Source organism: Pseudomonas sp. ASL4 (assembly GCF_056680395.1).
Genome location: NZ_CM155280.1, coordinates 1704117 through 1717955, shown reverse-complemented (window position 1 = coordinate 1717955; position 13839 = coordinate 1704117). Strand labels below are relative to the sequence as shown.

The 13839-nt window shown below is 58.8% G+C and carries 14 protein-coding genes; 8 read left to right on the top strand and 6 right to left on the bottom strand.

Annotated elements, in window-relative coordinates; translation table 11 throughout:
- Positions 1–91: 91 nt before the first annotated feature.
- Positions 92–433 (top strand): zinc ribbon domain-containing protein YjdM, encoded by a 342-nt coding sequence (locus AC1MEW_RS07765; RefSeq protein ID WP_201198071.1) that lies wholly within the window; start codon positions 92–94, stop codon positions 431–433.
- Between the two features lie 206 nt (positions 434–639).
- On the top strand, positions 640–897 hold the full coding sequence (locus tag AC1MEW_RS07760; protein ID WP_201198072.1) for a PA4570 family protein: 258 nt from the start codon (positions 640–642) through the stop codon (positions 895–897).
- 116 nt (positions 898–1013) lie between these two features.
- Here AC1MEW_RS07760 and bamJ read toward each other — a convergent pair whose 3' ends face one another.
- The 3 genes from bamJ to AC1MEW_RS07745 form a co-directional block, all read right to left on the bottom strand.
- Positions 1014–1631: a BamJ family beta-barrel-assembly machinery protein gene (bamJ, locus tag AC1MEW_RS07755; protein ID WP_201198073.1), complete on the bottom strand. Its 618-nt coding sequence runs from the start codon at positions 1629–1631 to the stop codon at positions 1014–1016.
- 120 nt (positions 1632–1751) lie between these two features.
- Positions 1752–2063 carry a DUF6482 family protein gene (locus AC1MEW_RS07750; protein ID WP_201198074.1) on the bottom strand — a complete coding sequence of 104 codons (312 nt, stop codon included), beginning with the start codon at positions 2061–2063 and terminating at the stop codon, positions 1752–1754.
- A gap of 243 nt (positions 2064–2306) precedes the next feature.
- Positions 2307–2795, bottom strand: coding sequence for a TIGR00645 family protein (locus AC1MEW_RS07745; RefSeq protein ID WP_201198075.1), 489 nt, complete (start codon positions 2793–2795; stop codon positions 2307–2309).
- A 160-nt stretch (positions 2796–2955) separates the two neighbouring features.
- Between AC1MEW_RS07745 and AC1MEW_RS07740 the strand changes: the two genes are divergently transcribed.
- Complete coding sequence (locus AC1MEW_RS07740) at positions 2956–4785, top strand: hypothetical protein (protein ID WP_201255782.1); 1830 nt, start codon at positions 2956–2958, stop codon at positions 4783–4785.
- A 6-nt stretch (positions 4786–4791) separates the two neighbouring features.
- Here the strand turns inward: AC1MEW_RS07740 and AC1MEW_RS07735 are convergent, their stop codons facing one another.
- Both AC1MEW_RS07735 and AC1MEW_RS07730 read right to left on the bottom strand, forming a co-directional pair.
- Positions 4792–5121, bottom strand: a complete 330-nt coding sequence (locus AC1MEW_RS07735; protein WP_201194570.1) for a PA4575 family protein — start codon at positions 5119–5121, stop codon at positions 4792–4794.
- Positions 5122–5462: 341 nt separating this feature from the next.
- Positions 5463–7901: a Lon protease family protein gene (locus AC1MEW_RS07730; protein ID WP_322269698.1), complete on the bottom strand. Its 2439-nt coding sequence runs from the start codon at positions 7899–7901 to the stop codon at positions 5463–5465.
- Between the two features lie 279 nt (positions 7902–8180).
- Here AC1MEW_RS07730 and AC1MEW_RS07725 point away from each other — a divergent pair, with 279 nt between their 5' ends.
- From AC1MEW_RS07725 to AC1MEW_RS07705, 5 genes are all read left to right on the top strand, one after another.
- Positions 8181–8669, top strand: a complete 489-nt coding sequence (locus tag AC1MEW_RS07725; protein ID WP_201198079.1) for a DUF3015 domain-containing protein — start codon at positions 8181–8183, stop codon at positions 8667–8669.
- 93 nt (positions 8670–8762) lie between these two features.
- Entirely contained in the window at positions 8763–10616 is a 1854-nt protein-coding gene (locus tag AC1MEW_RS07720; RefSeq protein ID WP_323570239.1) for an Lnb N-terminal periplasmic domain-containing protein, read from the top strand.
- Between the two features lie 113 nt (positions 10617–10729).
- Entirely contained in the window at positions 10730–11035 is a 306-nt protein-coding gene (locus AC1MEW_RS07715; protein WP_322269700.1) for a chorismate mutase, read from the top strand.
- A gap of 79 nt (positions 11036–11114) precedes the next feature.
- Entirely contained in the window at positions 11115–11471 is a 357-nt protein-coding gene (locus AC1MEW_RS07710; RefSeq protein ID WP_201256700.1) for a hypothetical protein, read from the top strand.
- A 70-nt stretch (positions 11472–11541) separates the two neighbouring features.
- Entirely contained in the window at positions 11542–12036 is a 495-nt protein-coding gene (locus AC1MEW_RS07705; protein WP_201256699.1) for a GreA/GreB family elongation factor, read from the top strand.
- A gap of 104 nt (positions 12037–12140) precedes the next feature.
- Here the strand turns inward: AC1MEW_RS07705 and ettA are convergent, their stop codons facing one another.
- On the bottom strand, positions 12141–13805 hold the full coding sequence (gene ettA, locus AC1MEW_RS07700) for an energy-dependent translational throttle protein EttA (RefSeq protein WP_201198083.1): 1665 nt from the start codon (positions 13803–13805) through the stop codon (positions 12141–12143).
- Positions 13806–13839: the final 34 nt, after the last annotated feature.

Below are 13839 nucleotides of genomic sequence, written 5' to 3'. Positions count from 1 at the left end.
CGAAGGCAGCGATCTTTTGCTGTTAGCCCCCTCCCCATAGAAACCCTATACAATGTGCGACTTTTAGCGATCCTCAAACCAAGGAGCCTTAGTGAGCACGTTGCCACCCTGCCCGAAATGCAATTCCGAATACACCTACGAAGACGGCGCACAACTGATCTGCCCGGAGTGCGCCCACGAATGGACCGCCGGCGGTGAAGCTGAAGTGGGGTCCGATGACACCGTGAAGAAGGATTCGGTGGGCAATGTCCTGCAAGACGGCGACACCATCACCGTGATCAAAGACCTCAAGGTCAAGGGCACCTCCCTGGTGGTCAAGGTCGGCACCAAGGTCAAGAACATCCGCCTGTGCGATGGCGACCATGACATCGACTGCAAGATCGACGGCATCGGCCCGATGAAGCTCAAATCCGAGTTCGTCAGAAAAGTCTGATTCTGCTGTCTTCCATCCCGCGCCCGGCGTGGGATGGTGCTTCGCCCTCCCCCGCTTCGCCCAGCAATCCCTCGCAGTAGCCAAACGCCAGTCGTTTTGACCCTACGCAATCTTTACCCATAAAAAAACACAAGCCGCCAATAGGCCCTTGCTATTTCATTAATAAGAATTATTCTCATTGAAACCAATCAATGGAGATGAGACCCATGACTTATTTGATCGATGCCTGGCTGGACCGCCCACACCCTTACCTCAGGATCCTGCATCGGGAAACCGGGGAAGTTTGTGCGGTACTTGAAGAAGAAGCCTTGAACGAGTTGCAGGATCAGGGTGACCTGGACGTCAGTGGCTTGAGTTCCAGCGAGCCGGTAGTGCTCAAGGAACTGGTGCGTAATCTGTTTCTGTTCTGCTATGCCCGGGCGTTGCGCCCGACCAATGAACTGCACCATAAGCTCGAAATATGAGTAACGCTAAAAACCCTGTAGGAGCGAAGCTTGCTCGCGAACCAGGCAACTCGGTTCCAACTTGAAACCGGGTTGATGCCTTCGCGGGCAAGCCTCGCTCCTACAGGATCACGGTCTTACAGAACGTCGAGCAGCTCGACGTCGAATACCAGTACGCTGTGCGGCGCAATGCTGCCAACGCCTTGAGCGCCGTAAGCCAGTTCGCTCGGCACGTACAGACGCCATTTGCTACCGGCGTTCATCAGTTGCAGGGCTTCGGTCCAGCCAGCGATCACGCCGCCAACCGGGAATTCTGCAGGCTCGCCGCGCTCGTAGGAGCTGTCGAACACAGTGCCGTCGATCAGGGTGCCGTGGTAGTGAGTGCGCACTTGATCTTCACGGGTCGGCTTGGCGCCTTCACCTTGAGTCAGTACTTCGAATTGCAGGCCGGAAGCCAGAGTGGTGATGCCGTCACGCTTGGCGTTTTCAGCCAGGAATGCCAGGCCTTCGCCAGCAGCGGCTTCAGCTTTGGCAGCCGCTTCGGCTTGCATGATCTCGCGGATCACTTTGAAGCTGGCGGACATTTCTTCCTGACCCACACGGCTTGGCTTGCCGGCGAACGCGTCAGTCAGGCCAGCCAGGATCGAATCCAGGTTAACGCCCGGTGGCGGGTTGTCGCGCAGTTGGTCGCCCAACTGACGGCCGATACCGTAGCTGACGCGAGTTTCGTCGGTGGACAGATTTACTTCGGACATGACACTGCTCCGCTGTGCGGACAGCCCTGGAACGTGCCGTGCGTGCACAGCGCATCCCGGAGCGCCCGGAACCAAAAGGGCGAGCAGACTAGCACAGATGCCGTGGCATTGATGAGGGCGTCAGTGCTGCCATGTACTACGAAAGGCGATCGGCACCTTCAGGCTTTCCTGCACACTGTCGCCGAGCCCGCACATTTCGTCGTGAACCGAAGTGTGCACAAGGTTGAACTGTACGGCGGGACAGGCGTGGAGCACTTCGCGGGCATGCTCGACCGAACGCAGGTGAAACATCTGGCCGCGGGCATCACTCAGCGGATACGCCGCGCCATGCATGCGCGCCTCCAGCAGGTAGATCCCGCCTTCCAGTGAGATCAGGTTCAGCTCATCGACCTTCCCGGCGATCGCGTAGGCATTCAATTCTTGCAAGTTCATGAGCGCACCTCAAACAGTGGCGGACCAAGATACTTACAGGGATAGGCTTCGGCGCATCAAAGTACAAGCACAAACGAAACCGCTTGTCTGGTTTGACGAAGAACCTGTGGCGAGCGAGCTTGCTCGCGCTCGGCTGCGCAGCAGTCGTCGATGCTGCGAGGGAAAAGACTGGAGATAAAGCGGGGCCGCTTCGCAGCCCAACGGGAGCAAGCTCCCTCGCCACAGGGAGCGCTCCTGGCAAGATCAGTGCTTGGTCAGCTTATCCAGATAACCCATCGCAAACGCCGACACCACGAAGGTCATGTGAATGATCACGTACCACTTCAGATGCTCGGGATCGACGTTCTTGGCGTCCATGAAAATCCGCAACAGGTGGATCGACGAAATCGCCACGATCGAGGCGGCCACTTTCATCTTCAGCGAAGACGAATCCATGGTGCCCAACCAGTTGAGTTTCTCTTTGCCCTCGTCAATGTCCAGTTCGGACACGAAGTTCTCATAGCCGGAGATCATCACCATCACCAGCAAGCCGCCCACCAGCGCCATGTCGATCAACGACAGCAGCACCAGGATCAAGTCCGATTCCGCCATCGAGAAGACGTTGGGGATGACATGGAAGACTTCCTGGAAAAACTTCAACGCCAGCGCCAACAAGCCCAGGGACAAACCGAAGTAGATCGGCGCCAGCAGCCAGCGGGAGGCGTACATTGCATTTTCGATAAAGCGTTCCATTGAATCTCACACAAGGGCTGGTAAATGGCGGCGAGTATAACAGCCGCCCATTACACCCAGAAACCGCCCAAAAATCCGCAACCTGCGCGTGTATGACGAAGTTTTTCTGCTAGTGTCCAAACCAATGACAGATTAGCGATACCGGACAGGAAGACAGGAAATGGATGTGCGATTACCTTTAACGAGTGCCGTTTTTGGCGTGCTGCTACTGCTCAACGGCTGCTCACCCGCCGATGAAAAAAAGACCGTCAGCCTCGAAGAAAGGACCGCGCAATTCGAGAAATCCCTGGATGCCATTGCGGATCAGAAGCTCAAGGACGCCCTCGCTGACCTCGGCGGCTCGCTGCTGTTGCTTGAACGTGCAGAACTGAAGCTCAAGGCCAAACCGATTGAGACCGAGTATGGCGATGACGCCATGCTCCTGCTCAAACACTACCCAACCCCTCAGGCGCTGGTCGATACCTACCTCAATGGCCTGTTTGTGCTGCGTAAAACCTCAAGCTCCGATTACCTGACCGATCTGTCGCCAGTGTTCCCTTTCAGCTTCACCATGCCTGCGCAGTTCCCTTTCCCCCACGGGCTGGAATGGCAGTCAGTAACCCTTAGCAACAAAAAAGTGATCCCTTTCCAGCCCGAATGGTCGGAAACCGATCCGGGCATTCAGCTCAGCCCCTCGAGTTCAAACGTCGATAATCCGGACGATCTGACGGTGACCTACCCTTTCATCGAAGGTCTGGAGGTCGACAACAAAAAACAACCGCAACCGTTGATGCTCAAAGGCAAAGCTGAAGTGATCGCCCCTCACCGGGTGTTCACGGTAGCACTGACGAAAAAGGATCTGGGCAAGGCCCACGTCGACGACAACATCAGCGTGACGTTGCTCAGCCTCGACAAAAACGTGGCAGAGCTTGAAGTGAGCAACTCCGCGCCGCTGATACCGGAAGTCCGCGAAACCCCGCTCAACCCGCTGATCGTCCAGGCCAAGGATACGACCGGAGGCTTTCTGACCCACTCGGGATCGATCAACGAAAGCGCCGCGCAAATAGCGTTCTACGAAAAACAGTTGGGGGAGATGCAGGCGCAAACGGTCTGGAGCGACACGTTCGAAAAACAGCTCAAGGATGAACAGCAAGCCTTCGAACAACAACAAACCCATCATTACACCCGGGTTTACTTCAACGGTAACGTCGACACGCTGGAGGTCAGCGTGCTCGACTTCTCGGCCGCCACGGTAACCCGCAGGGACCTGCAACTGCCTGTCCTCAGGTTTGACCCGAACACCACGGAGAAAACCATCCAGCCACTGTCCGTGCCGGTAGTGGTGTATGACGATCAGGCTGCGACCTGGCTCAAGGGCGCGGCGCTGACCGAGGAACAACTGCAGAAGAACGTCAGCATCACTCAGTCGGTGGATGATTCAAGTGCTGCGCGGATTGAGTTCGAGCACATCCGCACCTTCAATGACGAATTGCTCGGCACCTCCTTCAGCCCAGGTGACAGCCCGGTCACGTTCTTTACCGCGGGCGATAACGGCAAGCGCGATGAACCGATCGAACTGCCGCCAGAGGCTTACCAGGTTGACCCGTTGCGCGGCACGATCACCTACGACCTGAACCTGTTTCCGGAAACCCCGGCCTTCGCGGTTGGCTCCATGCCGCTGTTCCTGGCCACGGTCGAACAGAAAACCCTCGACGCACACCAACTGCCCAAGGGCCTGGAGCTCAAAGGCAACGCGCTGGTGGTCGACCTGAAGGTTTTCCCCGCGCAGGACTGGCGCTTTTTCGCCAAGGACGACAGCGGTAACTATCTGAAGGAGATTCTTTCGGTCAGTCATGACGCGAGCGCAGAAGGCCCCGCGCTATTCGGCGTGCATTACTTCTATGGCCAGCCCACTCGGCTGGAAAGCTACCAGCGCACCAACCTCACCACCGTGGAATATGGTTTCGAGGTCAAACTGGACAAGACCGAGACGCCCAACCCTGTCCAATAACCGCACTCAATGGTCGAAGCCGCCCAGGCTGCGACAACGGCCGCCGTTGATTTCCCGCAACTGGGCTTGCAGGTGCAGGCACCAGATTTGTGGGTCATCGGCCAGCTCGTAGCCATGTAGCGTCAGGCTTTCAACGATGGTGTCGAGGATGGATTCAGCCACGAATGGGCCATGGAACGGGCCTTGGGCCTTGATGGCTGATGGCTGTTCGCCGGCCATTCCGGCGGCGAAGAGTAAGGTCCACATACCCGTATCTCCCGCCAATGGGCGGATGGCGCACTCGATACGGGTCACAAGACCCAGGCATTGACGGGTGAGGCAGAGGTTGCGCGACATGGCGGCGACCCTCGGTAGATCCGGTATTCAGCCCCCATGGGAAGGCTGTTTCGATCCAGTGATTACTGTCCTTATCCTTGAGCTGAGAATAGAGGAAAAGTTCGCTTTGCAAGCAAAGCGAAACCAGAAGGCGCCGAATGGTCATTGTGTGAATATTGACGCCAGACTGATGGCACTTCTTCGGCAAATCACCAACCCACCGTAGGAGCGAGGCTTGCCCGCGAAGAACGATAACGCGGTCATTCAGGTAAACCGCGTCGCGGCCTTCGCGGGCAAGCCTCGCACCTACAGGGGATCTATGTCGAGATCGTTCCCACGCGAGTGGGAACGGTCCTGGAGGGTCACGCTGGTTTTGTTTCGGCCAACGCCTCCAGCGCGATTTCCTTCTCGGCCTCTTTGAGGTCTTCCTCGCTGATCATTTCCGCGATCACCCGCAAGCGCTCCACCACCCGCGCGTTGACGCTGCCTTCAGGGAACTGGCCATCGGCATCCGGCGCGCCGGCCGGCTCGCCCACCAACAGGCTCAGCGCCTCGTCAGCCTGACGCACGGCGTAGACATGGAACTGCCCCGCCCGCACCGCCGACAGCACTTTCTCGTCGAGCATCAGCGTCGCCACGTTGGCCTGCGGAATGATCGCCCCTTGCTCACCCGTCAGCCCGCGAGCTTCGCAGAGGCGGAAGAAGCCTTCGATCTTCTCGTTGACCCCGCCGACCGCCTGAACTTCACCGAACTGGTTAATCGAACCGGTGATGGCAAAGCACTGTTTGAGCGGGGTTTTCGACAAAGCCGAGATCAGCGTGCACGCCTCGCCCAGCGACGCACTGTCGCCATCGACGTAGCCGTAGGATTGCTCCAGCGCGATGCTCGCAGAAATCGCCAGCGGGAATTCCTGGGCGTAACGACTGCCCAGATACCCGGTCAGAATCATCACACCCTTGGAGTGAATCGGCTGGCCAAGGTTGACCTCGCGCTCGATGTCGACAATGCCGCTGCCCCCGGGATACACCGTGGCAGAAATCCGCGCCGGCACACCGAACGCCGAATCACCGACCTCCAGCACTGTCAGCCCGTTGCACTTGCCAACCGCCGCGCCAGTGGTGTCGATCAGGATGATCCCCGCCAGCATGTCGTCGAGAATCCGCGCCGAGACGCGCCCGGTGCGGGTCGCCTTGGCCTTTAGCGCACGTTCGATATGACCGGCGTCGGTCATGTCGTCACCCGCCAGGTCACGGATGAAATCCGCCTCGCTGACCAGTTGGAACAGATCGCCGATACGCGCCGACAAACGCCCCTGGTGTTCCGCCAGGCGAGCGCTGTAGGTCGCCAGACGCGCCACCGCATCCGCGGTTAACGGCGCCATGCCTTCTTCGGAGGTACGGGTTTTCAGCAACTGGGCAAACTGCTCCAGGCTCTCATCGACCATCGGGATGTCTTCGTCGAAGTCCACCAGGACGCGGAACATCTCCTGGAAGTCCGGATCGAGGTCCTGCAGCGTGTAGTAGAGCTGCCGGGCGCCGATGATGATGACTTTGACCTGCAACGGAATGTGTTGCGGGGTCAGGGTCACGGTGGCCAGGCGACCCAGCTCACCCAGCGGCGATTCCATTTTCAGCTTGCGCGATTGCAGGGCGCGCTTGAGCGCATCCCACACGAACGGCTCGCTGAGCATTTTTTCCGCTTCAAGAATCAGGAAACCGCCATTGGCGCGATGCAAGGCACCCGGGCGCAACTGGCGATAGGTGGTGTAGAGCGCGCCTTGATCGGTGCTGTATTCGATACGGCCGAACAGGTTTTCGTAGGTCGGATGCGGTTCGAACACCACCGGTGCGCCGCCGCTGGAGGAATGACCAACCACCAGGCTCGGGGCGTATTGCTCTTCCAGCAGTTTTCGGGCGACGGCATCAGTCTTGCTGTCGTCCACCAGTTGCTCGACCACGGTTTTCAGCAGGTAAACCTGCATGGCTTGCAGGTAACCGCACACCGCGGCGTTCTCGGCGTATTTCTCCGACAACGGCGACAGCATAGGCTGCAAGGCCAGGGTGATGGTTTCTTCGTTGAGCTGGCGCAGTTGATTGCTCGACTCGCGCTTCCATTGCGGCAGGCTGGCGAGCTCTTCATTGAGGCGCTCTTCCAGCCACGAAATATCGACGTGGAAACGCTCGCGATCGACTTCCGGCAACTGGGCGAATTCGGCTTCATCCAGTGCCTTGCCTTCGCTCATCGGGGTGAAAGCGATGTTGGTGCTGTCGCGGTAAAGCGCGACTTCCTTCTCCAGCGCCAGGCGCTCGATCACGTCCAGGGCACGGTCGTAGCGCTGGTTGAAAGCGCGGTCGATCGCGCTTTTCTTCTGCTGGTAAGACGGGTGCTCGAAGACCGCCGGAAAGGTCGCCAGCAGGTTGTCGATCAAGCCGTTGATATCACCGATGAAAGCACCGGCAGTGCCCGATGGCAATTCCAGGGCGCGGGGTTCGCGCGGCTCATCGAAATTATTGACGTAGACCCAGTCCGCCGGAGTCTGCAGGCGCTTGCCTTCGGCCTTCAGGTAGCGTTTGACGAACGAGAACCGGCCAGTACCGGGCTCGCCCATGACGAATACGTTGTAACCGGGGCGTGGCATGGCCACACCGAACTGCAAGGCTTCGACCGCACGTTCCTGGCCGAGTACACCGCGGAAGGGCTCCAGATCATTGGTGGTAGAGAAGCTGAACTGTTCAGCGGAAAACGGACGGGTCAGCGCTTCGGGCGCTAGACGCAAGCTGGCAGCAACAGGATCAGGCATCGGGCTTCCTTACATCAGGCGGGGCAGATAGCGGCATTCTGGCGCTGCCATACCCGACTGGCAAGGCGCGCCTCAAGCCAAAGCATAGACAACTCGCCATTCCCAAGCGGGGCGGGCGCAAATCAATGTTCGCGGGGAATGATTTGCAAAAAATCACGGAACCCCTGGATCGTGCCTAAACTCCAAACTGCGCGGCTGGAACTAAATAACCGGCCCACTGACGTCGAGATGACGCCAGAACCCCTTGTCCATTGGTATGCACACAAAGAGAACTCAGCTATGAAACGGATTCTTCTCGGTACTCTCTTCACCGTCGTATCCCTCAACGCCATGGCTCAGGCGCCAGGCGGCCCGGATTGCGGTTGGGGCAACATGCTGTTCGAAGGGCAGCGTGGCACCCCGGCGCATTTCCTGGCATCCACCACCAACGGCACCTCCGGTAACGCGACGTTCGGTATGACGTCCGGTACCAACGGTTGCGCCACCAATGCGTCGCTGACCTATGGCGGCAAATCCTGGTTTGCCATGAATGGCATGATGAACGAGCTGTCCGAAGACATGGCTAAAGGTCAGGGCGAAGCGCTGACCACTTATGCCGTGGTACTGGGCGTGGCGCCGGAAGACCGTGCGCACTTCGCCGCCGTGACTCACGAGCATTTCCAGCAAATCTTCAGCAAGGCTGACGTGACCGCTGACGACGTGCATACCAACACCCTGGCCGTTCTGAAGAACGATCCGCGTCTGGCCAAGTACGCGACTCAAGCTTAAGCTCGACCCGACCGCTCCTTTCGGGGAGCGGCTTTTGTTTTTTGGACCTAGCCCTCTTTGGGTCTTTGTTTCTTTCGACTTAAGTTGCCCACTATGCTCAAACGCCTTGCCTGGCTGGCGCTCTGTGTCTGCGCCCCGCTGTCCGCCGCGCCACACATCGACGATCAACGTTTGCAGCAACTGGCCAATGACCCTTTCTGGATTTCCCTGGGCCATTACGAAACCGCCAAGCTCGGTGGCTGGCGCAGCTATGTCAGCGACAAGAAGTTCTTCCTCGCCCCCGACGGTAACGAACACCCGGACCGCGAACTGGCGGCGACGGTCCAGGCGCTCTACGCCCCGGCCACTGCCGGTGAAAAGCACGCCCAATGCGTCTACCCGGCCCGGACTCGCTGGCTCAAGGCACAGCTCAACCTGACCGACCTACCGACGCTGGACTGCACTGAATTCAAGCAATGGTTCAAGGACGTCGCGCCCCATAGCACGGTGATGATTTTCCCGGCGGCTTACCTCAACAGTCCGTCCTCGATGTTTGGCCACACCTTGCTGCGCATCGACCAGGCTGACGTGCAAAGCGACCACACCGCCCTGCTCAGTTACGCGATCAACTTCGGCGCCTACATCGAAGGTTCGGACAACAGCATCCTCTATGCCTGGAAGGGCTTGATGGGCGGCTATCCCGGTTTGTTTGCGCTGGTGCCTTATCAGGAAAAACTCTCGGAATACCGCAGCCTGGAGAACCGCGACCTGTGGGAATACCGGCTGAACCTGACCCAGGAAGAAACCGAGCGCATGGTCGAGCACGTCTGGGAGCTGAAGCAGATCCAGTTCGACTATTTCTTCTTCGACGAAAACTGCTCCTATCGCCTGCTGGAACTGTTGCAAGTGGCGCGGCCGAGCTTGCGGTTGACCGAACAATTCCCACTGACTGCAATCCCGACCGATACCGTCAAAGCGGTGAAAGAAGCCGGTTTGGTGGAGTCCATTCAATATCGTCCGTCACGCGAAAGAGAATTGCTGAGCCGCGCCGAGCCGTTGAATCCTGAAGAACAGCAATGGGTGCTAAAAGTCAGCGCCGATCAGAAGCAATTGCAGGCACCCGCATTCAAGGCTCAACCGCGCGAACGCCAAGCGCTGATCATCGATGCGGCTTACCGCTTGGAACGCTACCGCGCCAACGGCCAGGAGCGCGACCCTGAACGTTCGCAGCGCAGTTTCGAACTGCTGCGGGCGATCAACCAGAACCCGGCACCGGAACTGGACATCCCACGCCCCGGCCTGCCCGAGGACGGCCATGAGTCCCGCACCTGGCAGGCTGGCCTCGGCACCCGGGGCGACAAGGCGTTCGGCGAATACGGTTTGCGCATGGCCTATCACGACCTCAACGACAACGCCGAGAGCTTTCCGCTGGGCGCGCAAATTGAAATCCTGCAAATGAAACTGCGCCAGTACGAAGGCAATCACTGGCAATTGCAGCAACTGGATCTGGCGACTATTCGCTCACTGACGCCGCGCAACGAGCTGTTGCAGCCGCTGTCGTGGCAGGTCACTGGCGGCCTGGAACGCGTGCCGGGCAAACATGACGATGAAACCCTGGTCAGCCACGTCAATGGCGGCGCCGGCGGCACCTGGCAACTGGGTCAAGACGTGCTCGGTTTTGCGCTGGGCACCGTGCGCATCGAACACAACAACGACTTCGCCGGGTTTGTCGCCCCGGCGGCCGGCTTCAACAGCGGCGTGTTGTGGAAGAACCCGCTGGGTAATTTCAGCCTGGAAACCAAGGGTGATTTCTTCACCAACGGCGAAGTGCGCCGTAGCCTGAGTCTGAATCAGCAGTGGGAATTGTCGCGCAACCTGGGTCTGCGCCTGAGCGCCCAGCGCGAATTCAGCCACCTCGCCTCGCCCGAAAATGAAGTGATGCTTGAGGTGAAGTGGTATCACTACTAGATCAAAAGATCGCAGCCTTCGGCAGCGCCTACATTTGATCGCGTACACCTGTAGGAGCTGCCGAAGGCTGCGATCTTTTGATTCTGAACATTCCCATATGGAGCTCAACCAACATGGCTGTTACCTGCAATTCCCTCGAAGACGTTCGCCAAAACATTGATCGGCTGGATGGCCAGATCGTCACGCTACTGGCCGAGCGCGGCGCCTACGTGGCGCAAGCCGCTCGCTTCAAGAAAGACAGCGACGCGGTAAAAGCACCCGCCAGGGTCGAGCAGGTCATCGTCAAGGTTCGGGCATTGGCCGAAGCCACAGGCGCGAATCCCGAAGTCACCGAACAGGTTTACCGCGCCATGATCGCCGCGTTCATCGAACAGGAGCTGTCCGAACATGCCCGCCTGGCGGCGACGCCAACGGATTAATCACAGCCCTTTCACAAACGTCTGACGAATCGACTTCTAGACTTCTCTGTATAGGCCGTCGAAAGGCCGGGAGTCTGAAATGTGGCGTTGTGTAGGTGTGCTTGGGGTGTTGCTGTTGTGCGCGGGTTGCCAGTCGACTCATGAAGAGCTGATCGCCAAGGGTTACCCGCCGGCATTCGCCGATGGCTTCGATGACGGTTGCGTCAGTGGCCGTCAGGCTGGCGGGGCGATGACCGGTGAATTCCGTAAAAACGTGCCGCGCTACCTCAAGGACAAGCAGTACGCCGACGGCTGGAGCGATGGCTTCCGCCAGTGCCAGGCGATGCTGGAAAACAAGGATCGCGAGGACTACCGCAGCCACTATTGGGATGAGCGCGAAAGAGCCTGGCAGCAGCAGAAAGATCAGGACGCCGCGCGAGCCTTTCGCTCGCAATAGGTCGCTGGCAGACATTCGTCGAAACTAAAACCCTGCGAGCATGGCCCAAACCCTATAACGGGAGAAAACCATGAGCCGTGCCTTCGTCAATGAAGATAACGCCGCCGCGCAAGCCGACCAGCCAGTGGAACGGCAGGTCAGCGCGCAGCCCAACTACGTCACCCCGGCAGGGCTGGCCCTGCTTCAGGTGAAACTCGCCGAGGTACAAAACCTGCTCGATGAACAGAGTGCAAAGGGCGAACTGGCCGATAAACAGCGCCAGGCCGACCTTGAGCGTGACTGGCGGTATTTTAATCAACGCCTGCAAAGCGCCCAGGTTGTCGTTGCGGCCTCCTCCACCGACAAAGTGCAGATTGGCGCTTGGGTGACGTTTGCTGATGAACAAGGCAACGAGCAGCGTGTGCAGTTGGTGGGCGAGGATCAGGCAGATGCTGGCAGCGGACTGATCAATTGGGGATCGCCGTTGGGGCGGGCGTTGCTGAGTGCGCAGGTCGGGGATGAAGTGCTGTGGAAGCGGCCGGCGGGGGATTTGTTGATTGAGGTTTTGGGCATAGAAGTCGGGTGATTGTGAGGACGCCTTCGCGAGCAAGCCCGCACCTCGGTCTTACTGAAAAACCATAAAAAAACGGAGCCCCTGAAGGCTCCGTTTTTCATGCAACCAACCCGATATCAGGCCAGTTTCTTGTGCCGTACACGGTGCGGCTGGGCAGCCGCTTCGCCGAGACGCTTCTTGCGATCAGCTTCGTACTCGGTGTAGTTACCTTCGAAGAAGATGGCTTGCGAGTCGTCTTCGTACGCCAGGATGTGAGTCGCGACGCGGTCAAGGAACCACCGATCGTGAGAGATCACAATGGCGGCGCCCGGGAAGTCCAGCAGGGCTTCTTCCAGGGAACGCAGGGTTTCAACGTCGAGGTCGTTGGACGGTTCGTCGAGCAGCAGGACGTTGCCGCCCTCTTTCAGGGTCAGGGCCAGGTGCAAGCGACCGCGCTCACCACCGGACAGGTCCTTGACGAACTTCTGCTGATCGCCGCCCTTGAAGTTGAAGCGACCGACGTAGGTACGCGACGGAATCTCGTAGTTGCCGATGCGGATCTGGTCGGAACCGTCGGAGATTTGCTGGAACACAGTCTTGCTGCCGTCCAGGTCTTCGCGACTCTGATCGACGCAGGCCAGTTGCACGGTTTCGCCGACTTCGATGGTGCCCGAATCCGGCGTTTCCTTGCCCATCAGCATGCGGAACAGGGTCGACTTACCAGCACCGTTACCGCCGATCACGCCAACGATGGCGCCTTTAGGCATGGAGAACGACAGGTTGTCGATCAACACGCGATCGCCGTAGCCCTTGCTGACGTTCTTGAACTCGATGACCTTGTCACCCAGGCGCGGACCGGCCGGGATGTAGATCTCGTTGGTTTCGCTGCGCTTCTGGAATTCCTGCGATTGCATTTCTTCGAAGCGTTGCAGACGAGCCTTGGATTTGGACTGGCGGGCCTTGGCGCCTTGGCGCACCCACTCCAGTTCTTCCTTCATGGCTTTTTCATGGGCCGACTGCTGCTTGGATTCGGCAGCCAGACGATTGGACTTGGCTTCAAGCCAACCCGAATAGTTGCCCTCGTACGGGATACCGGCGCCGCGGTCGAGTTCGAGAATCCAGCCAGCGACGTTGTCCAGGAAGTAACGGTCGTGCGTGATCGCTACCACGGTGCCCGGGAAGTCGTGCAGGAAGTGTTCCAGCCAGGCGACGGAATCGGCGTCCAAGTGGTTGGTTGGTTCGTCGAGCAGCAGCATGTCAGGGGCAGACAGCAGCAGGCGGCACAGGGCCACACGACGCTTTTCACCACCGGACAGGAATTCGACCTTGGCATCCCATGCCGGCAGACGCAGCGCATCGGCGGCGACTTCCAGTTGGCGATCCAGGTTGTGACCGTCGCTGGCTTGCAGGATGGCTTCGAGCTTGGCCTGTTCGGCGGCCAGTTTGTCGAAGTCGGCATCTTCTTCAGCGTAAGCCGCGTAGACCTCGTCCAGGCGCGCCTGAGCGTTCTTGATTACGCTGACCGCTTCCTCGACCACTTCACGCACGGTCTTGGTCGGATCCAGGATCGGCTCTTGCGGCAGGTAGCCGATGTTCAGGTCCGGCATTGGACGGGCTTCGCCCTCGAATTCGGTATCAACGCCGGCCATGATTTTCAACAGCGTGGACTTACCCGAACCGTTGAGGCCGAGTACGCCGATTTTGGCGCCGGGGAAGAACGACAGCGAAATGTTTTTCAGGATTTCCCGCTTCGGCGGAACAACTTTGCCCAGCCGATGCATGGTGAAGACGTATTGAGCCATGGAGAACCTTGGGTCAGTGACAGATGAATGATCA